This window comes from Pseudoalteromonas lipolytica, assembly GCF_900116435.1.
Taxonomy (GTDB): Bacteria; Pseudomonadota; Gammaproteobacteria; order Enterobacterales; family Alteromonadaceae; genus Pseudoalteromonas; species Pseudoalteromonas lipolytica.
In genome coordinates this window covers 104,943-128,012 of record NZ_FPAZ01000003.1, presented here as the reverse complement: position 1 = coordinate 128,012, position 23,070 = coordinate 104,943, and the positions used below count along the sequence as shown (strand labels likewise).

19 protein-coding genes are annotated in these 23,070 nt (G+C 42.8%); 14 read left to right on the top strand and 5 right to left on the bottom strand.

Going from position 1 to position 23,070, the window contains the following annotated elements:
- The first annotated feature begins 25 nt into the window (after nt 1–25).
- The 7 genes from BM378_RS03520 to BM378_RS20375 all read left to right on the top strand — a co-directional run bounded on the left by BM378_RS03520 (nt 26) and on the right by BM378_RS20375 (nt 7,978).
- The gene (locus tag BM378_RS03520; protein WP_074988626.1) at nt 26–1,438 is read left to right on the top strand and encodes a YcjX family GTP-binding protein; all 1,413 of its coding nucleotides are present in this window, start codon (nt 26–28) and stop codon (nt 1,436–1,438) included.
- Nucleotides 1,435–2,469, top strand: a complete 1,035-nt coding sequence (locus BM378_RS03515; RefSeq protein ID WP_036969781.1) for a YcjF family protein — start codon at nt 1,435–1,437, stop codon at nt 2,467–2,469. Before BM378_RS03520 ends, BM378_RS03515 begins: the two co-directional genes overlap by 4 nt.
- Before the next feature lie 134 nt (nt 2,470–2,603).
- A complete protein-coding gene (gene megL, locus BM378_RS03510) occupies nt 2,604–3,785 on the top strand; it encodes a methionine gamma-lyase (protein WP_074988625.1) in 1,182 nt (393 codons plus the stop codon).
- 225 nt (nt 3,786–4,010) lie between these two features.
- Entirely contained in the window at nt 4,011–4,808 is a 798-nt protein-coding gene (phhA, locus tag BM378_RS03505) for a phenylalanine 4-monooxygenase (RefSeq protein ID WP_036969774.1), read from the top strand.
- Nucleotides 4,809–4,817: 9 nt separating this feature from the next.
- Nucleotides 4,818–5,162, top strand: coding sequence for a 4a-hydroxytetrahydrobiopterin dehydratase (locus BM378_RS03500; RefSeq protein ID WP_036969771.1), 345 nt, complete (start codon nt 4,818–4,820; stop codon nt 5,160–5,162).
- Nucleotides 5,163–5,276: 114 nt separating this feature from the next.
- Entirely contained in the window at nt 5,277–5,855 is a 579-nt protein-coding gene (locus tag BM378_RS03495; protein WP_074988624.1) for a hypothetical protein, read from the top strand.
- A gap of 167 nt (nt 5,856–6,022) precedes the next feature.
- Nucleotides 6,023–7,978 carry a methyl-accepting chemotaxis protein gene (locus BM378_RS20375; protein ID WP_074988623.1) on the top strand — a complete coding sequence of 652 codons (1,956 nt, stop codon included), beginning with the start codon at nt 6,023–6,025 and terminating at the stop codon, nt 7,976–7,978.
- Nucleotides 7,979–8,029: 51 nt separating this feature from the next.
- On the opposite strand, the gene BM378_RS03485 is transcribed toward BM378_RS20375, so the two are convergent.
- From BM378_RS03485 to map, 5 genes are all read right to left on the bottom strand, one after another.
- On the bottom strand, nt 8,030–9,112 hold the full coding sequence (locus tag BM378_RS03485; RefSeq protein WP_227006832.1) for an efflux RND transporter periplasmic adaptor subunit: 1,083 nt from the start codon (nt 9,110–9,112) through the stop codon (nt 8,030–8,032).
- Nucleotides 9,109–12,219: an efflux RND transporter permease subunit gene (locus tag BM378_RS03480; protein ID WP_074988622.1), complete on the bottom strand. Its 3,111-nt coding sequence runs from the start codon at nt 12,217–12,219 to the stop codon at nt 9,109–9,111. The genes BM378_RS03485 and BM378_RS03480 overlap by 4 nt, the downstream gene beginning before the upstream one ends.
- Nucleotides 12,220–12,460: 241 nt before the next feature.
- The gene (gene dapD, locus BM378_RS03475) at nt 12,461–13,288 is read right to left on the bottom strand and encodes a 2,3,4,5-tetrahydropyridine-2,6-dicarboxylate N-succinyltransferase (RefSeq protein ID WP_036969760.1); all 828 of its coding nucleotides are present in this window, start codon (nt 13,286–13,288) and stop codon (nt 12,461–12,463) included.
- Between the two features lie 9 nt (nt 13,289–13,297).
- The gene (gene glnD, locus BM378_RS03470) at nt 13,298–15,916 is read right to left on the bottom strand and encodes a [protein-PII] uridylyltransferase (RefSeq protein ID WP_036969758.1); all 2,619 of its coding nucleotides are present in this window, start codon (nt 15,914–15,916) and stop codon (nt 13,298–13,300) included.
- A 12-nt stretch (nt 15,917–15,928) separates the two neighbouring features.
- A complete protein-coding gene (gene map, locus BM378_RS03465; protein ID WP_227006846.1) occupies nt 15,929–16,738 on the bottom strand; it encodes a type I methionyl aminopeptidase in 810 nt (269 codons plus the stop codon).
- Nucleotides 16,739–16,986: 248 nt separating this feature from the next.
- Between map and rpsB the strand changes: the two genes are divergently transcribed.
- The 7 genes from rpsB to ispC all read left to right on the top strand — a co-directional run bounded on the left by rpsB (nt 16,987) and on the right by ispC (nt 23,070).
- On the top strand, nt 16,987–17,715 hold the full coding sequence (gene rpsB, locus BM378_RS03460) for a 30S ribosomal protein S2 (RefSeq protein WP_036969753.1): 729 nt from the start codon (nt 16,987–16,989) through the stop codon (nt 17,713–17,715).
- A 105-nt stretch (nt 17,716–17,820) separates the two neighbouring features.
- The gene (gene tsf / locus BM378_RS03455) at nt 17,821–18,672 is read left to right on the top strand and encodes a translation elongation factor Ts (RefSeq protein ID WP_036969749.1); all 852 of its coding nucleotides are present in this window, start codon (nt 17,821–17,823) and stop codon (nt 18,670–18,672) included.
- A gap of 153 nt (nt 18,673–18,825) precedes the next feature.
- On the top strand, nt 18,826–19,575 hold the full coding sequence (pyrH, locus tag BM378_RS03450) for a UMP kinase (protein WP_036969747.1): 750 nt from the start codon (nt 18,826–18,828) through the stop codon (nt 19,573–19,575).
- Between the two features lie 14 nt (nt 19,576–19,589).
- On the top strand, nt 19,590–20,147 hold the full coding sequence (gene frr / locus BM378_RS03445) for a ribosome recycling factor (RefSeq protein ID WP_036969745.1): 558 nt from the start codon (nt 19,590–19,592) through the stop codon (nt 20,145–20,147).
- Between the two features lie 58 nt (nt 20,148–20,205).
- Nucleotides 20,206–20,985, top strand: a complete 780-nt coding sequence (uppS, locus tag BM378_RS03440; RefSeq protein ID WP_036969734.1) for an undecaprenyl pyrophosphate synthase — start codon at nt 20,206–20,208, stop codon at nt 20,983–20,985.
- A 22-nt stretch (nt 20,986–21,007) separates the two neighbouring features.
- Entirely contained in the window at nt 21,008–21,874 is an 867-nt protein-coding gene (locus tag BM378_RS03435) for a phosphatidate cytidylyltransferase (protein WP_036969733.1), read from the top strand.
- Nucleotides 21,871–23,070, top strand: coding sequence for a 1-deoxy-D-xylulose-5-phosphate reductoisomerase (gene ispC / locus BM378_RS03430; protein ID WP_074988621.1), 1,200 nt, complete (start codon nt 21,871–21,873; stop codon nt 23,068–23,070). Before BM378_RS03435 ends, ispC begins: the two co-directional genes overlap by 4 nt.

Genomic DNA, 23,070 nt, shown 5'->3' with positions numbered 1-23,070 from the left:
GCGCAAATAGGGTGCTAGACACTGTATGAGCCAATCATTTGCAAAGAACACCTTTAATAAATTAAAAAACAAAGCCGAAAAAGCACTGCATCGTGGTTTAGATCAACACGTGAAACTTGCTGTAACAGGATTAAGTGGCAGTGGTAAAACGGCGTTTATAACCGCACTTGTTAAGCATTTAACCAGTCAAGCTGATGATAAAAACCTACCATTTTTTAATGTAATGCGTGAAAAACGCCATATTGCAACCAAAGTGGTGCCTCAGCAAGCTCTCACCATTCCAACGTTTGCATATAATCAGGCTTTGTCATCATTATTGCCCCTGGAAGGTGAACCGGCATGGCCGGCATCAACTGAGCGTATCAACACACTGCGACTGGCAATCAAGTATCAAAGTAATTCAGGGCTTCGTGGTCATTTTGCACCGCAATCCACTTTGTATTTAGACATCATTGATTACCCAGGTGAATGGTTACTCGACTTGCCAATGCTTGAGCAGTCATTTACTGATTGGTGTGAGTTACAATATTCATTGCTTATGCAAACGGCGCGCAATGAAAAAGCTCAGCCATTTTTATCTGCACTTGCAGAGCTCGATTTATCGTCCAGTGTTGATGAAAGTTTACTTGCTGAGGTGGCAGCACTGTATCAGCAGTTACTCATCAGTCTAAAGCAAGATACTAAACTTGCCATGTTACAACCCGGGCGTATGTTGATGCCGGGTGAACTTAAAGGTGCCCCCTTACTGCAGTTTTTCCCGGTCGCAAACGTACCAGAGGAAATTGCTGAAGGGTCAAATTTAGCGCACCTTAAAAAGCGCTATAAGGCCTACGTAAAAGAAGTTGTGAAGCCATTTTATGAGCAACATTTTCGCCATTTTGACCGACAAATTGTGCTGGTGGATGTCTTGAGTGCATTGAACGAAGGGGCAGAAACGTTACATGAGCAAAGTCGTGTAATAAACCAATTGCTTGCACACTTTAATTACGGTGAAGCTAGTTTCTTTAAACGTTTGTTTAAACCTAACATCGACAAGCTGTTGTTTGCTGCAAATAAATCAGACCATATTAGCGCGCAGTATCATAAAGATTTAGCATTATTGCTTGATTCAATCGTGCATGATCAAAGCAACCATTTAAAGTTTGAAGGCGTACAAATTGAAACCATGGCTATGTCGTCAATTTGTGCGACAGAGCCGCGCCAAGTTGTAGAAAAAGGCCAGCAATTAGCCTGTATTTACGGTAAACCATTGGGCGAGCATGAGTGGGTCACTTATTTACCCCCCCAGCCACCTTCACGACTATTGAATAAACACGAGTGGCCAGCACAAGGCTTTGAGTTTTTGTCGTTTTCGCCATTACCATGCCCTGATAAACGGTTAAAGCATATTCGTTTAGATCATGTCATGCAGTATCTGATAGGAGATAAACTAACATGAGTAAACAGCCGAACGAGGTTGATTTTCAAGCTGGGCGCCGTATTGCGAGCTCTGCAGCAAATGAAGCACCGACTGAGGAGCTTACAGCTGCAAAGGTAATTGAAAATGCAGAGTTTATTGAAAACGATGACGAATTAACTGACGACATAGAACTGGCACCGGTATACAGAAAGTCAAAATGGCAAACATTAAAAAGCCTTTTTGTTGTGAGCTTTTTAGTCTTGGTCTTGCTTGAATTTGGTATGTCGCTGTATGTGGCGTTTCAGCAATCAATTATTGTCGGTTCAGTGTATTTAACAGCGGTACTAAGTGGCGTGCTCTTGATTAGCCGTGTTATTTGGCGTGAGTATCGCATGCTGCGTAGCTTAAAGCGCAATCAGCTACATCGTACAGAGGCTGATCGATTACTTAATAGTGAGCAAGTAGGTGAAGCGCTGCCTTGGCTTGAAAAACTCAATAAACATCAAGCACTCACAGGCTTTGATGACTTTAAAACACAAATAGCCAGTCATCATACCGACAAAGAAATCATGACGTTATATGCAGACAGCTTATTAGTCAGCCAAGATCAGCAAGCAAAGAAACTGATTAATCGGTTTGCCACAGAATCGGGCTTATTGGTGGCATTAAGCCCACTTGCACTGGTTGATATGATGGCGGTACTTTGGCGTGGCACTAAATTAATTGAGCAAATTGGTCGTATTTATGGCATTGGTTTTGGTTATGCAAGTCGCATAAAATTGTATCGCTTGTTGATCAAACAAGTGCTTTTTGTGGGCAGTGCTGAACTGGTGTCCGACCTGGCTGCAACGGCACTCAGTGCAGAGCTGTTGGGTAAATTGTCGGGCCGTGCCGCGCAAGGGCTTAGCGCCGGTATTTTTACTGCTCGCATTGGCTATAAAGCCATGGAGTTAAGTAGGCCATTGCCACGTTTAGAGCACAAACGTAGCCTATTAAAAGAAACGGCTAATAGTATTGCGCGAAAAATAGCCTCGCGCAGCAGCGATAAAGACACCGAAAAGACTCAATGACAACATTTGTGTACAGTTAATAAAAACGGTTGAGTGATATTTAGCCATCTGTGCATCCGGCATGCTTGTGGTTAGGCTGTATGTGCGTTTTATTTATGAGTATGAAGTACTGATAATAAAAACGAGAACAGACAATGACTAAGCATCACTTACATACACAATGTATCCATGGTCCAGAAAAGCCAAATGATCCTCACGGCGCACTGAGTGCGCCACTTTATCAAACCTCAACATTTGCGTTCACGAGTGCAGCACAAGGGGCTGCACGTTTTGCTGGTGAAGAGCAGGGGTTTATTTACACTCGCTTAGGTAACCCAACAACGCAAGAGTTAGAGCAAAAAGTTGCACAACTTGAAAATTGTGAAGCGGCTGCAGCAACAGCAACGGGAATGGGCGCAGTATCAGCCTCAGTATTAAGCTTTTTACAGCATGGTGACCACCTTGTGGCATCAAGTGCACTCTACGGTTGTACTTTTGCTTTTTTTGCTCACATGCTGCCTCGCTTCGGTATAGAAGTCAGTTTTGTTGATATGAGCGATGAAGCCGCGTTACGTGCTGCTGTTAAACCAAACAGTAAAATGATTTTTGCTGAGACGCCGATAAACCCAACCATGACTGTGCTTGATTTAAGCTTAATTGCAGAAGTCGCGAAGCAACATAAGTTGCTCAGTGTTATTGATAATACTTTTTTAACGCCTTTACTTCAGCAACCCACTTCATATGGCATCGATATTGTTATTCACAGTGCGACTAAATATTTGAACGGACATGGCGATGTGGTTGCTGGCATTGTGTGTGGTTCTAATGAGCACATTAATTTAATAAAAATGACCGTGCTTAAAGATATTGGCGCAACGATTAGTCCACATGATGCCTGGTTAATAAACAGAGGGTTAAAAACGCTTGCAGTACGAATGGAGCGCCATTGTGCGAGTGCCCAAGTGGTTGCTGAGTTTTTAGAGCAGCACCCGTTGGTGAGCAAGGTTTATTATCCTGGCCTTAAATCACATCAAGGTCATAAGTTTATTGGTACACAAATGAAAGCAGCGGGTGGTGTGATCGCGTTCGAAATTAAAGGCACCCTAGAACAAGGTGAAACCTTCATTAATAATACTCAGCTTTGTACGTTAGCAGTGAGTTTAGGTGACGCTGAAACCCTCATTCAGCATCCCGCGTCTATGACTCACTCTCCCTATACACCAGAAGAACGGGCTGCGGCTGGGATTAGTGATGGATTAATTCGCTTATCAGTCGGTTTAGAGGATGTTAACGATATAATTAACGATCTTAAAACTGCATTTACATCTATTGGGTAGGGTGTTAATTTAAGTTTACACTGAAATGGTGTTTTAGCCCTTATTTAACGGGTTGTGTAAACATTTAGATCTTTTGATGTAATTTTTTATTTACAGTAGAGGTGTTTCTGCAAACAGTAGAAACACCCAAAACTATTAAAATCTCGCTTACTTTTACATAGTATCGACTTAACAAGTTAAAGTGATTCTTATCGTGCTGATCAAGATTTAACGAAGAAGGTTATTATGGCTAAAGCAAGTAATTACACCTCCAAGCAACCCGATGAAAATGGGGTGATCCATTGGAGCGAAGACGAAAACAAAATATGGTCTGAGCTGGTTGCTCGCCAACTCGCTTGCATTGAAGGCAAAGCCTGCAATGAATACCTTGAGGGTTTAAAAAAAATAAACCTTCCTTCAGATCGTATTCCCCAATTAAGTGAATTAAACGAAGTACTGGAAAAAACCACCGGCTGGCAAGTTGCGCCTGTGCCTGCGTTAATTGATTTTGACGAGTTTTTCCGTTTGTTAGCTAATAAGCAATTCCCCGTGGCTACGTTTATTCGCACACGTGAAGAGTTTGACTACTTACAAGAGCCAGATATTTTCCACGAAATTTTTGGTCACTGTGCAATGTTAACAAACCCTGCATTTGCTGAGTTTACGCATAAATACGGTCAATTAGGGTATGCAGCAGAGAAAAAAGATCGCGTGTATCTGGCACGTTTATACTGGTTTACTGTTGAGTTTGGTTTAATGCAAACAGACCAAGGCTTGCGTATTTATGGTGGCGGTATTTTATCAAGCCCAGGTGAAACGCAATACGTGTACTCTGATAAACCAGAAATCAATGCAATGAATGTACTGGATGTGCTTCGCACACCGTACCGTATTGATATAATGCAGCCTGTGTACTACACCATTAATTCGATTAATGACTTATTTGATATCTCACAAATGGATATCATGTCATTGGTGAGTAAAGCAAAAGAATTAGGGCTTCATGAGCCAAAGTTTCCACCTAAAGAAAAATTAGCAAGTTAAGGATTTATAATGTCTTCATTAAGCACACAAAAGTGTGAAGCGTGTCGTGCTGATGCGCCGAAAGTATCTGATGCTGAGTTAGCAGAATTAATTAAAATGATCCCTGATTGGGTACCAGAAGTGCGCGACGGCATTATGCAATTAGAGCGTGTGTATAAGTTTAAAAACTTTAAACAAGCACTTGAATTTACAAATAAAGTAGGTGATATGGCTGAAGAAGAAGGCCATCACCCAGGTTTACTTACAGAGTGGGGCAAAGTGACTGTTACGTGGTGGAGCCACTCAATTAAAGGCTTACATAAAAACGATTTTATTTGTGCTGCAAAAACTGACGATGTCTTTGCTGCATTATAAAACGCAATAAGTTCTGCCCAGAAGGCGTGACCCAAGGTCGCGCCTTTTTATTTTTGTTAAAAAGAAAAAGCCTATATAGTGTATTTGCGTTATGAAACAACACGGTAGAAAACAATGAAGAATAAAAGCCTAATCATAGCCTCATTACTTATTTTATTGCCGCTTATCGACAGCCTTTTTGTACCTCCTGTATTTGGCATTCAATGGCATAGCCCAAAAATGATGTATCAAATAGGCGTTGCGTTACTCATTATGAAGCTGTTTATGGTCATAACGGGCATTTATTTATTACTCAAAAATAACAGGTGTGACACAGGCAGAGCAGCGCTAGAGACTCAACCAACCGCTAGACGACATCTTTTATTATTCATTGTCGCAGGGCTTCAACTTGTGGTTATGGTGAGTCTGTGTTTTTGGTACCTTGTTGCAGGGACACAGGCAAAGTATTTTAAGCAGCAACAGCATATTAGTGTATTTACAGCTGACTATGGCGTTTTTACAGATGTTTACCATCATATTTCATATATTTGCTATGACCGTTATGGTTTTTATCGCCAGATCCCGGTTGCTTCATTACCGTGGGCAGGTGAATTTAGTTTTAAAGTTCATCAAGATAGTTTACAGATCTATCAAAAAAGTAATGTCGATGAGCAAACTAAACAGATTTCCTTAGAGGGGTTTAATTGTTTATAAAACTGGAATAATTAGGACGATTTTTACTTACATATCAGATATTTCTTAAATTCCCCCCTATTTCCCCTCATAACATATCATTCTCACTGTTGTTTCCTATACTTAATGAGATTTTTAGTAAGGAAGCCATCACGCATAGGGTACTGCAATTAAACAGAGAGAACATTATGTTTACGAAGTTCAGGTTAAATACACAGCTGTATCTTGCATTTGGCGCAATGATTGTTCTGCTAGGGGTAGTCAGTATAGTTGCCTTGTTAGCGCTTAACTCAGGCTATGATAATTTTGTTGATTATCGCGTAAATGCACGCGATAGCAATATCACGGGACGAGTCCAATCAAACGTATTAACTTTACGCTTAAATGCACTCAAATATTTGAAAGATCAAGAACCTCAAGCCATTTCCGATTTTAACGAGCGTCATAATTTACTCAGTGAATTAATCACTCAGAGCAAAAAACAGTTTACTGATGCCGAGAAAGTAAAAGCAATGACAGCGATAGAAAAAGGAGCAAGTAATTATAAGAATGGTTTTGAAGACATCGTTAAGTTAGTAGAAAAACGCAATGATGTAGTCGAAAATAAGCTCGATGGAAACGGGCCGTTTATGCGTGAGGCCTTAACAGAAATTATGCTGCTGAGTAAAAACAAAGAAAACAGCGCAGCATTATTTTTAAGTGCACAATTGCAAGAGTCGTTATTACTTGGGCGATTGTATGCTGCAAAGTTTTTAGTCAGCAACTCGCTGGCTGATTTTGACAGAACAATGAAAGAATTTAAGAGCGTTCAAGCTAAAACTCAGCAATTGTCAGCGGGCCTTTTTGATGCAAAAGAGCAGACATTATTGTCTGATTTCAAAACCAGAACGAATGACTATCTTACAGGGCTTGAGCTAGTAAAGTCCTTGATTACAGAGCGTAATAATATAATTAGCGGGACACTTGATAAAGTAGGCCCGCAAATAGCTGAGGAAATTGAACGTATTAAACTCGCCAGCCAAAACCGCCAAGATGAAATTGGTCCCATGATACAAGCCAGCAGTGAAAATGCGATTACCACCATTTTAGTCTTTGCCATCATAATTATTACTGTGGGCATTTTCTTAAGTATCTTTATCTCGCGTTTAATAAAAGCGCCTATTGGCGGGGAGCCGAGCGAAATAGCAACAATAGTGCAATCGATAGCTGAAGGAGACTTAACCTATCGTTTTAGCCAGAACGGCAACGAAACGGGCATATATTTAGCAATGCGAGAGATGGTATCAAAGCTTAATGAAATGCTGACACAGATCAGTGAATCTACCACGCAAGTTTCGCGCACATCACAAGATTTAACAACAATAACGGCGAGTTCTAAAACAGGTGCAGAGCATCAATCTGACCAATTAACACAAACAGCCACTGCAATGCATGAAATGTCAGCAACCATTAATGAGATTACGCAAAGTGCACAAATGGCTGCTGATGCAGCAACAAAAGCCGATAATGAAGTACTGACGGGCACGCAAGTAGTTTCACAAACGCATCACGCAATGGGCGAGTTGGTTGAGACCATGATGAGCGTGAGCAAAACGATTGAAAACTTAGAAGCAGAAACTGAGTCAGTGGGCTCCATTTTAGATGTGATAAGAGGTATTGCTGACCAAACTAACTTATTAGCATTAAATGCGGCCATCGAAGCTGCCAGAGCTGGAGAGCAAGGACGCGGTTTTGCAGTGGTTGCAGATGAAGTGCGCTCTTTAGCAAGTCGGACACAACAAAGTACTGAAGAAATTCAAGTGATGATTTCTAATTTACAGAATGAAGCGAAGCGCTCAGTCGATTCGATGAAAATGAATATGCAAAATGTGGAGCAAACCGCAGAGAAAACTGAGCAAACCGGTGAAGTCCTCGAGCAAATTTCACAATCGGTGGGCACAATTAAAGATATGAATGTACAAATTGCCAGTGCGTCTGAAGAACAAAATGTCGTGAGTATGCAAATAAGTGAAAGTGTTCAACATGTTAACGAAAAAGCACATGAAACGATGGATGGTGCAGAGCGCGCAGCAGCGATTGCTGATGGCTTAGCGCAAACAGCGCTTGAGCTAGACCAAATTGTGAAGCAATTTAAAGTCAGTTAAAAGCCTAGGAGTATAAAGCCAGTGACACTGGCTTTATACTTTACTCATTTTTCATTCGGGCTTTATTTGTACATCAACCTTTTGGCCCGTTTGCAATTGTTCAGCCCCCCTTATTGCCACTTTATCGCCCGCACTAAGAGACGCAGGAGTGAGGGGACTTACCTCAACAAGCTGACCCTTGCCACTGCCAACGATAACGGGAATTTGTGCTGCTGTACTGGCGTTATCAATCTTTACGATATGCGTGCCATTTTTACGCAAAATAAGGGCATCTCGGTTCACTAATAACACATCGCCTTTACTTGTTAATGGAACAGTAACATCGACAAGTTGACCTATCGCCCATACTTGCTCTTGAGATACGTGCAATGCGGCACGTACTTCGACCGTTTGTGAACGCGGGTCTGTGGATGGGATCACTGCTGTAATTTTAGCGGTTGTTGTTTCAGGTGCTGATAAATCGCCTGCTTTGACCGGCAGTGCAATGTCTTTATGTAAAAACTTGAGGTATTTAACAGGGACATATAAACGCACTTCTAAATGAGTGATATCGAGTAAGGTGACTAATTCATCGGCGCGGTTTATTTCACGTCCAGCACGTTTATAGCGCTCGCTGATAACACCTGAAAAGGGGGCGCTGATGGTCGCACGGGATAGTTTATCGTCGATCACCTTTAACTCTACCTCAGCAAGGGCAATATCAGACAAAGCGAGGTCGTGTTTATTTTGCATTCCATCAACTTGGCTTGCCGCTGCACTGCTCGCTTTAGCGAGTTTTTGTAAACGGGCTAACTCTTGCTCGTATAAACGCAGGTTTATTTTTGCACGGTTAAGCATTTCTTGCTGACGGGCTTTTTCAAGTTCCAGTGGTAAAGTGTCCATGCGCACTAGCGTATCACCTTGGTTGACTAAAGTGCCGGGCTCTACCACATAGAGTAAACGTCCACTAATTCCTGCGGTAAGCGTGACATCGTCTTTGCCGTATAAAGTGCCACTTACTTCAATTTCACTGGTTAGCTGTGCTTTACTCACTGTATCGACCGTGACAGGAACGACCGCGAAAGCATGAAAGGCGAAGGCACATAATACCGCGGTTACAATACGTATATTTTTTATCATCGTTTTATCACTCATTGATTCGATACCAAGCTTAAAGGCGTTTTTTCGGGTTGTTGATTATTGTTTATTGGTGGTAATTGCCTGCCAAGCTGCAATAAACTCGGCATTAAAATAAGCGTAAATAGCGCGCTAATAGCCATGCCGCCTACAATGACGGTCGCAAGACCGCGATAAATCTCTGAGCCAACACCTGGCATTAACATCAGCGGTAACATGCCAAATAAACTCGTTAAGGTACTTAAATAAACGGGGCGTGCTCTAAGTAGCACTGCTTGGCGAACTGCAGCCTCTCGGCTAAGCCCTGCAGACATCGCAACACGCGTTTGGTCGACCAATAAAATTGCATTATTGACCACTAATCCCAGCAAAATGATAAAGCCAATCATGGTCAATAAATCGAGTGATTGGAAAGTGAATAAATTCAGCACAAACAAGGCCAGTACCCCGCCAGCTATCGCCAGTGGCATAACTAACAGTACCAAGACACTGTCTTTTGCAGATTTAAATAATGCTGTCATCAGCAGGAATAAAATAAACAAGGCTAGTAAAAAGTTGAGAGTCATCTCTTGCATAGCTGAATTCATTTTTTGTGCGTTGCCAGCCAAAATCGCGCCAGCACTTTCGGGTAAGCTGGCACGTACTTTTGGCATAACGTGTTCGGCTAAAATAGCTTGTGCTTGTTGCAAACTCATATCGGCAGGTGGTGTGACGACAATACTCACTGTGCGACGTCCGTTAACACGGCGTAATTGTGTAGGGCCAACAGTGCGTTTTATTTGGGCAAGCTCGCCCAGAGTTTGAATGCCAGAGAGCGGTGTAACAATGGGCAAGGCTTTTAGTTCTTCAGGGGTTTGCCATGGAGTGCCTCGCAAAATGACATTCATACGCTCGTTGCCGTCAAAGTATTCGTTAACAAATAAGCCGCCTGTATACGCCTGTACCGCTTGTGAAACGTCACGGCGAGTTAGCCCTGCTTGAGTAATACGGCGGTCGTTAGGTGTAAGCCTGAGCTCTGGTTCGGCCATATCTAAACGCGGTTGTGGTCTTGCTGTGGCATTTGGCATTGCTTCTGTGACTGCTTGCAAGGCGACATTAGCACCTGAAATCAGGTCATCCATGTTCGGACCGGTTAGATCAATATTGATATCTCGGCCATCTCCCCCATTCGCGACTTGGATCATAGAACCTCGAAAGAAGAATACCTGCGTGTCGGGTAAGTCGATGAAAATTTCTTCTCGAGCAACTTTCATCAATTCTTCAACGCGTTGTGGATCAGCCGAATAAATAAATCCGCCAGCGTTGGAACCAAATGCATAAAAGTTAAAGTCTTTTATTCCTGGCTCTTTCTCGCCTGTGTAGTAAGGCATTAAGCGTTTTTTGATACGCATTAATAACTCTTCTTCCATAAATTGCACATTGCCACCCGGTGGGGTATTCAAGTTAAAGAAAAAGCCATCAGTTGGCGCTCTGGGCATAAAGTCAGTTTTTGGCAGCATAGTCATGGTGGCAATTAATGAGCCACCTAATAACGAGGCAATCCAGAGCAGTTGCTTAGTGCGGGTGTTAGTGAGTGCCATGATAAAGTTAGTTAGTTTTTGCCAATAAGCACGATAAGGATCGGGTTTTAGTTCAGTGTCAGGCCAAACATGGTTCGCTAATGGAATGAGTGTAATGGCACAGACCATTGAGGCAATGACCGCAATAGAGAGGGTGAGTGCTAGGTCTGAAAACAGCTGACCTTCAATGCCTGCCATAAAGAGAATAGGGAGAAAAATAGCAACGCTGGTGGTTGTTGACGCAAATAAGGCACCGGTGACTTGCGCTGCTCCTTTTAATGCCGCTTTTTTAGTATCAAAGCCTTCGCTTCTGAGTCGGGCTATATTTTCTTGGACTATGATAGCAGCATCTAAAACTAAGCCGACAGCAAAGGCTAGGCCGGCAAGGGAAATAACATTTAAGCTGCGTTCAAAAATATTAAGGGCTAAAAACGCCACCATCAACGACACCGGGATTGTAGCGGCAATCACAAACGTGGCTTTTAACCCGCGGAAAAACAACCATAAGATCAAGCATGATAAAAGTACACCTAATCCTAAGTTGCTTTTCACTAATGATAAGGCGTTACGAATATGCACTGAGGCATCAAAGCTTAACTCAATCGATAAGCCATTTTCAGCAAGAGGACCTTCGTTTAGCTCTTTAATCGCTAAATTTATGTCATCAAGAAGTGCGACAGTATTGGCTTCGTTGGCACGCGAAATTCGAATGTAATACGCCGGTTTACCATTTCGGCCACTCATGCCTAAACGGTCAGAAAAAGTGCGTTCTACGCGTGCAATATCGCCAAGGTAAATTGGCCTGTCGCCAGAATAACCAACGCGCATTTGTGCCATGCTCGACAAATCATACTGACCCGTAAAGCGCACGGTATATTGACGGCGTCCGACATTAGCAAGGCCTCCTGAGGTATCGCGTGAACTGGCTAATACGTTACTTATTTGGTCAAGGCTTACGCCAAGGGCTGCGGCTTTGTGAGGATCAAAGGTGATGCGCAACTCTTTTGGTCGTTCACTGGCTAAATCAACGCGGGCAACACCGGGAATACGGGCTAAACGTGGCTCAACAAATTCGTCGATTTGTTTTTGAAACTGTGCCATATCAAGATCTAAGCTATCGGCGTTGTAGTGCGTGGGAGTCACTAACAAAGTGGCAGCGGCTTCGCCATTATTGCCGCCTGCAAATACCACAGGGTCGAATGCATCTAAGGGCAGTGGCGGTGCTTGGTTTAGACTTGTGAGTACATCGAGCATGGCTTGCTGCATATTTTGCCCGACTGCAAAAGTAAGGGTGATAGAGCCATTACCTCGGTTGATATTGGTATTCACCTCTAAAGCGCCTGGCGTGTTTTTTACTGCGTTTTCGAGCGGCTCAATAATCACTGATTCTATTTCTTCTGGTGCGGCTTGGCGCCAACCTGAAAAAATAGTGATTTGCGGTTGTTCAATATCGGGTGTAAGTTGAATTGGCAGCTTGAAAATACTCAACATGCCAAACAGCATAATCAGTACTAAGATGACAATAACACTCGCTGGGTTCTTCAGTGAACTGCGCGTCAAATTCATTGTGTGTGTTCCAAAATCAATTTGTGTGCATTGTAATGCGACGTAAAAAAAGTGCCAGTAAGTTTAATGGGATGTATGTCAAAGTAGACGCTGGGTTGCTGTATATACGCGATAAAGTGTGTTTTTGAAATAAGATGTAACAATTTAATAAAGTTGATGAAAATTAACAGGTATAAAAAAAGCGCTATTCCTCATTAAGGAAAGCGCTTTTTAGTCATAACAGACTGTGTAAAATCACTGATTACTCATCAATCGAGCGAAGTAGTGCATTAATGCCTACTTTTTCGCGCGTTTGTTGATCTACTTTTTTTACGATGATGGCAGCGTATAGGCTGTGCGAACCATCTTTAGAAGGCAGTGAACCCGGTACAACAACGGCACCCGCTGGTACGCGGCCGTAGTGAACCTCGCCGGTTTCACGGTCATAAATGCGCGTACTTTGGCTGATGTATACACCCATTGAAATAACGGCGCCTTCTTCAACGACAACGCCTTCAACAATTTCAGAGCGTGCGCCAATAAAGCAGTTGTCTTCGATAATGGTTGGGTTTGCTTGAAGTGGCTCAAGTACACCACCAATGCCTACGCCCCCTGATAAATGAACGTTTTTACCAATTTGTGCGCACGAGCCAACGGTTGCCCAAGTATCGACCATGGTGCCCTCGTCAACGTAAGCACCAATGTTGACGTAAGAAGGCATAAGCACCACGTTTTTACCAACAAAGCTGCCTTTGCGCGCCACAGCGTTAGGGACTACGCGCATGCCGCCTTGTTGGAATTGCTCTGGCGTATAGTCGCTAAATTTTAGTGGTACTTTATCGTAGAATTGATTAACACCATCGTTCATTGGTTGGTTATCACGAATACGGAATGACAGCAGTACTGCTTTTTTCAACCATTGATGAACAACCCACTCACCACTGATTTTTTCAGCAACACGAGCCGCGCCGCTATCAAGCAGTTCAAGCGCATCAATAATGGCCTGTTTTACTTCGCTTGATACTGTGCTTGGGCTGATACTATCGCGGTTTTCCCAGGCGTTTTCGATCATGGTTTTTAAATCTGACATAAGATCCTCTTATTCGGTTTCTGCGTTGAGTTTTTTACGCAATGCTTGATGAATTTTTGCTTGTTCTTCGTCTGTTAATGCTTGGTATTCATTATTCGATACCACGAAGAAATCTTCTGCGCGTTCGCCCACTGTGGTGATCCGTGCAGCATGAATATGCAGTAAATGTGCTTGGAATACTTCGGCTATTTTGGTCAGTAACCCCGGAATATCCACTGCTTGAATTTCAATTAGACTGCGGTCTTTTCGTGCATGCGGTCTAAGCACAATTTTTGGTTTAATATTAAAGTCTTTAAAGCGCTGCGAACGATTCTTTTTAAAGCGAATTTTCTTTTTAGGATCATTAATAGCGAGATCCAATGCACGCTTAATCGACTGTGCACGACCACTGGCGATAGGGTCGCCATTCACTTCTAAAATAACAAAACTAAACAACACATAACCGTCTTTGGTCGTTAACACTTGCGCATGTTGGATCTGTGCTTTTTTAGAGCCTATAACACTCACAAGGCGTGCAAATAAGCCACCAGAATAGGGGCTGTAAGCAAATACCTGTGTGCCACCATGCATTGCTGTGTCAGACACCATGACACTGGGTTGGCTTAAGTCTGCACTGTTTAACAGGTGCTCTGTGTGCCATGAAATCTGCTGCTCGCTAAAAGCGGTAAAATAATTAGCTTTAAAGCGACTCCAAATTAAATCAATCTGATCCTCGTTACAGCCAAGATTAAGCAAGCGCTGTTTTGCTTGGCGCTTTTTGTCTCGAATTTGATCTCGTTGGTCCATTGGATTTTCAAGCCCCAAGCGCAGTGCGCGCTGGGTGTGTAAATACAGCTCTCGCAGTAGGGTGTTTTTCCAATCATTCCACAAGTTATCATTTGTAGCACGGATATCAGCCAGTGTTAAACAATATAAATAATCGAGCTGGCGTTCATTTTTAACCTTGCTGGCAAAGTCTTTAATTACATCAGGGTCGTTAATGTCTTTGCGTTGCGCGGTGACCGACATAAGTAAGTGATTGCCAACCAACCACGCAATGAGTTTACCATCTGATGCAGGAAAACGGTGCAGTTTGGCAAACGCTAAGGCATCGACCGAGCCAAGCTCTGAGTGATCGCCACCACGTCCTTTGGCAATATCGTGAAAAATACCGGCTAAATATAACAGTTCAGGTTTATCCATGCGGGTGACGATTTCACTGCACAGAGGAAATTCACTGACTCGAGACTTATCAAAATATTTGTAAATATTATTAATAAGCTTGTGCGTGTGCTCATCCACAGTGTAGGCGTGGAATAAGTCAAATTGCATTTGTCCGAATATATTTCGCCACTGCGGTAAGTAAGCCGCAATAATGCCGTGTTTGTGCATGAGCGTGAATGCTCGGCCCATGCCATTAGGGTGTTTAATTAACCGTAAGAATGCTTCACGACACGCCGCGTAATCTTGTAAATCACCTAATAAACGGCGACGTACTTGGCGCATTGTACGAATCGTGCTTGGGTAAATATGCGTAATTTCGGGGTTGTCGGCAATGTGCTCAAACAACACAAAGAGTTGGTCGCGACGGAAAAATACAGAAGGGTTTTTAACCCGAATCTGATGACCAATACGCTCAAAGTTCCGGTCAAGCTCTACAACGGGTAACTCGCCTGCACCTGGCAAAATGCTTTGCTCAAAGTAAGACAGCAACATTTGGTTAAGCTCTCGTACACGGCTCATAATGCGAAATAAACGTTTCATCATGCGCTCGACCGACGCTTTACCGTCGCTACCAAAACCTAAAATTTCGGCAGCATGAGGCTGGTGATCAAACAATAAACGGTTTTCAGAACGTCCCGCAGCGATGTGCAAGGCAAAGCGGATATTCCACAGGTTTTCTAAACACTCTGAGAGTTCTTGGTATTCTTCATGAGTGAGGTAACCATGATTAATGAGTTCTTGTAATGTTTCAGCCCTAAAGTGCTTTTTTGCGACCCAAATAATGGTTTGTAAATCGCGCAAGCCACCTGGGTTTTCTTTAATGTTAGGCTCAAGATTATAGGCGGTTCCATGGCATTTTTTATGGCGTAATTGTTGTTCTTGTACTTTTGCCAAAAAGAATTCATCAGAGCGCCAAATTGGCGTGTCGATTAAGTGCATTTTGAGTTTTTCAAACTCAATGTGATTGCCAAATATTAAACGGCTTTCGAGTAAGCTGGTGGCAAAAGTAACGTCTTCACGTTTTTGCTCCAGTGCTTGTTCAATAGTGCGAACACTGTGACCAATTTCGAGATTGAGGTCCCATAGCATCGTCACGAACTGGCCAATTTTTTCGCATACAGCGTCACTTGGTTGTTCACTAACCAGCAGCATAAAGTCAATATCGGAGTAGGGGTGTAGCTCGCCACGCCCATAACCACCGACAGCAATAAGTGCTAAATCACTTTCGTGGGCAAGGTCAAAGTCGTGAAACAGTTTAATCAATAAGCGGTCAATAAACTCAGCGCGGGCATTGATTAAGTTGCTGACGGGTTGTTTAGAAAATTCGTTCTGTAGCCACTTATAAAAATAACCAGAACAGTCGCGATAATCGCTAAGTTGCTCAGCTTGGCTGAGCAACTTTTTTACTTTGTTGGGTAATGCCACAGGGGCTGGCTCCTAGTGTTCGATGATCCTGTCGATAGTATCATCTGATCGGAGCGTTAAAATTTCAACACCATTTTCAGTCACTAACAGTGTGTGTTCCCACTGAGCAGACAATGAACGGTCTTTTGTAACGACAGTCCAGTTATCTTTTAATAACTTACATTGGCGTTTTCCTGCGTTCACCATTGGCTCAATTGTTAAACACATTCCTGCTTTTAACACCTCGCCTGTACCTGGTTTGCCGTAGTGCATTACTTGAGGTTCTTCGTGGAACTCAGCGCCGATACCATGACCACAATATTCACGTACAATCGAATAATTAAAGCTTTCTGCGTACTTTTGAATCGCGGCACCAATGTCACCTAAGCGAACACCTGGTTTTACCATTTTTATGGCAAGGTAAAGGCTTTCTTGGGTTATATCAGCAAGGCGTTTGCCTTGAATATTGGGTGTGCCTACATGGAACATCTTTGAGGTATCACCATGAAAGCCGTCTTTAATTACGGTTACATCGATATTAACGCTGTCACCTTCTTTGAGAGGTTTGTCGTTAGGAATACCGTGACAAATAACATGATTCACTGAGGTGCAGATTGATTTAGGGAAACCGTGATAGTTTAGCGGCGCTGGAATCGCGTCTTGCACATTAACGATGTAATCGTGGCAAATTGTATTTAGCTCATCTGTGGTTACACCAGGCACCACATGCGGTTCTATCATTTCGAGTACCTCAGCGGCTAAGCGCCCGGCAACACGCATTTTTTCGATTTCTTCAGGGGTCTTGATCACAGCACTCATTGAGGCTCCAAAGTTGTTTTTCAGGTCATTTTTCAGTGCACAATTTTTGCACTGAATGTTGAGTTTTCAATTTTAATATGGTATAAAGCGCGCCGTCTTTTTACAAATAAATTCTTTACTGATTTTTTGTATTTAAGACAAACACAATTTTATTTTAACACACACACGTATCGTCACATACACTTGGGTGCACATAAGTTACAAATTAACTTAGGTGTTGGTGCTATGGGATATGTGGAGGCCTAACCCTAAACTATTAGAGGAATTTACAAATGGCAAACGTTTCAATGCGCGATATGCTTCAAGCTGGTGTTCACTTTGGTCACCAAGCACGTTACTGGAATCCTAAGATGAAGCCTTTCATCTTCGGCGCTCGTAACCGTGTACATATCATCAACCTAGAGCAAACTGTACCAATGTTCAACGAAGCACTTAAGTTCTTATCGAACGCAGCTTCTAACAAAGGTAAAGTACTTTTCGTTGGTACTAAGCGCGCAGCAAGCGAAGCAGTTAAAGAAGCAGCTCTTCAAAGCGATCAGTTCTACGTAAACCACCGTTGGTTAGGTGGTATGTTGACTAACTGGAAAACAGTTCGCCAATCAATCAAGCGTCTTAAAGACCTTGAAGCACAAAGCCAAGACGGTACTTTCGAGAAATTAACTAAGAAAGAAGCGTTAATGCTTACTCGTGAAATGGAAAAGCTTGAAAAGAGCCTTGGTGGTATCAAAGATATGGGCGGTCTTCCTGACGCACTTTTCGTTATCGATGCAGACCACGAGCACATCGCTATCCGTGAAGCTAACAACCTAGGTATTCCAGTTGTTGCTATCGTTGATACTAACTCTAACCCAGACGGTGTTGATTACATCGTACCTGGTAACGACGATGCGATCCGTGCTATCAACCTTTACACAAGTGCTGTTGCAGCTGCGATCACTGAAGGTCGTGAGAACAACATCGTTGCTCAAGCTGAGAAAGACGACTTCGTAGAAGCTGAATAATTAGCTGTCATCAAGTCTTCATCTTACTTAAGGTGAAGACTTGTTATTCTTGTAAAGCGGCCTATACCGCTTCCCTAATAACAGAATTCAATTGAGGATATTCTAATGGCTGTAACTGCTGCCCTAGTTAAAGAATTACGCGAGCGTACTGGCGCTGGCATGATGGATTGTAAAAAAGCGTTAACTGAAACTAACGGTGACATTGAGTTAGCGATCGAAAACATGCGTAAGAGCGGTGCTGCAAAGGCTGCTAAAAAAGCGGGTAACATCGCTGCTGAAGGTACAATCCTTATCAAAGAAGGCAACGGTTTCGCTGCACTTCTTGAAGTTAACTGTCAAACTGACTTCGTTGCTAAAGACTCAAACTTCCTTGGTTTTGCTAACGAAGTTTTAGATGCTGCTGTTGAATCAAAAGCAGACATCGATGCACTTAAAGCACAGTTCGAAGAAACACGTGTTGCACTTGTTGCTAAAATCGGTGAAAACATCAACGTTCGTCGCGTTGAGTACATCGACGGTGAAAAACTATCTGCATACCGCCACGGCGACCGTATCGGTGTTGTTGTAGTAGGTGATGCTGACGAAGAAACACTTAAGCACGTTGCAATGCACGTTGCTGCGTCTAAGCCTGAGTTCGTAAACCCAGAAGACGTTCCAGCTGACGTTGTTGAAAAAGAAAAAGCAGTTCAAATCGACATCGCGATGAACGAAGGCAAGCCTGCTGAAATCGCTGAGAAAATGGTTGTTGGTCGTATGAAGAAATTCACTGGTGAGATCTCTCTTACTGGTCAAGCTTTCATCATGGAACCTAAGAAAACTGTTGGTGAAATTCTTAAAGAGAAAGGCGCAACTGTTACTAACTTCATCCGTTTAGAAGTTGGTGAAGGTATCGAGCGTAAAGAAGAAGATTTCGCTGCTGAAGTTGCTGCACAAATCGCTGCTGCAAAAGGCGAGTAATTTTCAACGTAAGTGACGCAACGATAATTAGATGAAATTAATCTGCTATTAGCTTTTGCGTCACTGACGAAAATTCTTTAAAATAACCGCGTTTTATGTGTAACCATAAGCGCGGTTATTTTTTATCTCATTATTAAGGCTGGCCCAAATACTATGACTATCAATCGTAAACCTATTTTTAGACGTGTTCTTCTTAAACTTAGCGGTGAAGCATTAATGGGAGACGAAGGCTTCGGCATCGACCCGAAAGTACTTGACCGTATGGCGCAAGAAATTAAAGAACTTGTAGAGCTCGACGTAGAAGTAGGTTTAGTTATCGGTGGCGGTAACTTCTTGCGTGGTGGTTCATTAGCCGAAGCGGGTATGAACCGCGTTGTAGGTGACCACATGGGTATGTTAGCGACTGTAATGAATGGTTTAGCGATGCGTGATGCGCTTCACCGTGCATTTGTTAATTGTCGTCTAATGTCTGCTATTCCACTTAATGGTGTGTGTGATGCATACAACTGGGCTGAAGCGATTAGCTTATTAAAATCTGGCCGTGTTGTTATTTTTGCTGCGGGCACAGGTAATCCATTCTTTACAACAGATTCTGCTGCGTGTTTACGTGGTATTGAAATTGAAGCTGACACCGTGATCAAAGCAACGAAAGTAGATGGTGTTTATTCTGATGACCCAGTTAAAAACCCAGAAGCTACACTATATCGCCACTTAAGCTACAATGAGATCATCGAAAAAGAGTTAAAGGTGATGGATTTGGCGGCATTCACACTTGCACGTGACCACAAAATGCCTTTAAGCGTTTTTAATATGAATAAATCAGGCGCGCTTAAGCGTGTTATTATGGGCGAAGATGAAGGAACGCTTATCTCTTCACAAGCCTCAGATGAAATTGTTAAATAGATTAGGATTGAACCGTGATTAACGATATCAAAAAAGATGCGTCAGAGCGCATGCAAAAAAGTGTTGCGGCACTAGGCAGTCAATTATCTAAAATTCGTACAGGTCGTGCTCACCCAGCATTACTAGACGGCATTCAAGTGTCTTACTACGGTGCAGACACGCCATTAAACCAAGTTGCAAATGTGACGATTGAAGATTCTCGTACTCTTGCAATTAGTGTGTTTGATAAGTCGCTTGCACAAGCGGTAGAAAAAGCAATTATGGCATCTGACCTAGGTTTAAACCCTATGTCAGCAGGTACTGTAATCCGTGTACCACTTCCTCCACTCACAGAAGAGCGTCGTAAAGACCTTATCAAAATTGTGCGTGGTGAAGTTGAAGGTGGCCGTGTTGCCATTCGTAATATTCGTCGTGATGCTAATGGCGATATTAAGAGCTTATTGAAAGATAAAGATATTTCTGAAGATGAAGCGCGCCAAGCTGAAGATGAAATTCAAAAGCTAACGGACAAATTCATCAAAGAGATGGATACACAGCTGGCTGCGAAAGAAGCAGAGTTGATGGAAATCTAAGCAACTAAATTTATTAGTTTTGAAACGCCGTCTGGGGTATACTAGACGGCGTTTTTTTATGGAATACTCGATATTTATGGTTCTTAACGCTGATAAAATTTCCCAGCAAAGTTTGCCTAAGCATGTCGCTATAATCATGGATGGCAACGGTCGTTGGGCGCAAGCGAAAAATCGCCCACGTGTATATGGGCATAAAAAGGGCGTTGATGCGGTTCGTCAATCAGTGCAATTTTGTACTCGCTTAGGTATACAGTCGTTAACACTATTCGCATTTAGTAGTGAAAATTGGCGACGTCCAGAAGACGAAGTAAATACACTCATGGAACTGTTTTTATTCGTACTGGGCAAAGAAGTTAAAAAACTTCATAAGAATAATGTAAAGCTCACTATTATTGGTGATTTATCGCGCTTTTCAGAAAGTTTGCGAAACAAAGTTGATGCAGCCCATGAATTAACTCGTAATAATACGGGTCTACAATTAAATGTTGCAGCTAACTATGGCGGTCGTTGGGATATAACCAACGCAGCAACCGCACTTGCGAAAAAAGTCGCTGCGGGTGAATTAGCAGCTGAAGAGATTACAGAAGACCTCATGAATGAACACATGAGTATGGCAGGTCAAGGTGAGCTTGATTTAATGATCCGCACTGGTGGTGATTTACGCATTAGTAATTTTCTTTTATGGCAAGCTGCCTATGCTGAGCTTTACTTTACCGATACGCTTTGGCCAGACTTCAATGAAGCTGCTTTTGCTGATGCTGTCGCATGTTACGTTGCCAGAGAGCGACGATTTGGTTGTACCGGCGAACAAATAAAACAATTACTCGCCGAGACCTAATTACTAGTTGAAGGTACACACATTGCTTAAACAACGAATTTTAACCTCGCTGGTGCTGGCACCGCTTGCACTTGTACTGGTTTTTTATACCCCACTAACATTATTTAGTTATATCGCCGCTGGTATTGTTTTACTTGGTGCGTGGGAATGGTCAGCTTTTATGGGCCTGTGCGATAAAATTAAACGTTTTTCATTTGTGGCAGCCACGGCGGTCATTCTTGCTCTTTTCAATTGGCATTGGCCTATTGAAGCGTTGTGGCAAAATGGTCAGCTTGTTGGTGACGCGAACTATTTATTTACCCTTTCATTTGCATGGTGGATTGTTGCGACGTACTTAGTATGGCGCTACCCAGCCATGGCAAAAGCATGGAATGAAGGCATTCTCATGCGCGCGATTGCAGGATTCCTTACTTTAGTACCGTTGTGGCTTGCGCTCAATACCTTAAGAAGTGCAGGGTATACCGAGTCGACGCATTTTGGATCAGTGCTTATTTTAGTCGTGCTAGGTATTGTATGGAGCGCAGACATCGGCGCTTATTTCACCGGAAAAAACCTAGGTAAACGCAAGCTCATGCCGAAAGTCAGCCCAAATAAGACGATTGAAGGTCTATTGGGGGGCATTGTTGCCGCGGTTATTTTTGTTTTGGCGTTTTGTCACTTTACCAATGTAGACATGGCAGTATGGCCAATCTACGCCGTAATGACCGCGTTTATCGCCTTGTTTTCAGCAGTCGGTGATTTATTAGAAAGTATGTTTAAACGTGAAGTCGGCTTAAAAGACAGTGGCTCATGCCTACCCGGTCATGGCGGCATTTTGGACCGTATTGACAGTTTAACAGCTGCAGCGCCTATTTTTGTGCTTTGTTATGCATGGACGTTAAGTTTATGAGCAAAATAGAACAGCTTGTCGTACTTGGCGCAACTGGCTCAATCGGTTTAAGCACCTTAGACGTTGTTTCTAGAAATACAGATCGTTTTGCTGTTTTTGCATTAACCGCGGGGCAAAATGCAGAAAAAATGGCAGAGTTGTGTATTACGCATCAGCCTAAATTTGCAGTGATGGCGGATGAGAACGCTGCAAATAAATTAAAATCGTTGTTAGCTAATACCGCTTGTACAACAGCTGTGCTCGCGGGTGTCACTGCTATGAGTGAGCTGTCGGCGCATGTTGATGTTGATACAGTTATGTCGGCCATTGTCGGCGCGGCAGGTCTATTACCCACGTTAAGTGCGGTTGAAGCAGGTAAAAAAGTACTGCTTGCCAATAAAGAATCGTTAGTTATGTCGGGTCAGTTGTTTATTGATAAAGTAAAACAACACGGTGCAACCTTGTTGCCGATTGACAGCGAACATAATGCTATTTTTCAATGTATGCCAGCAAAACTGCAAGCCACTGCGGGGTTACTGTCAGACAACGGCGTGAGTAAAATATTACTGACAGGTTCTGGTGGGCCATTTTTGACGCGTGACTTAAAGAGTTTGTCATCGGTGACTGTGGCAGAAGCTGTTGCGCACCCAAATTGGTCTATGGGACAAAAAATCTCAGTCGACTCAGCAACCATGATGAATAAAGGGCTTGAGTTTATCGAGGCTAAATGGCTGTTTAATTGCCATGCCAGCGATATTGAAGTGGTGATCCACCCACAAAGTATCATTCATTCTATGGTGCAATATCAAGATGGTTCGGTGCTTGCGCAAATGGGGAATCCTGATATGCGTACACCGATAGCGCATGCACTGGCGTTTCCTGAACGTGTTGATGCAGGGGTTAAGCCGCTTGATTTTTCTCAGATTGCTGATTTTACATTTACCAAACCTGATTATGCTCGTTACCCTAACCTTAAACTGGCGATTGATGCGTGTGAAATGGGACAGGGTGCAACAACAACAGTCAATGCTGCGAATGAGATTGCCGTTGCTGCATTTTTAAATGGGCAAATCGGTTTCACTGATATTTACCGTATAAACTCACAGACACTCAACGCGACTGAAGATGTGAACGTACACACGCTGGAAGAGATTTTAGCGTGTGATGAAGCTGCACGTATCAAAGCGAGTGAGTTTATAAAAAGGGGTCTGAACTAA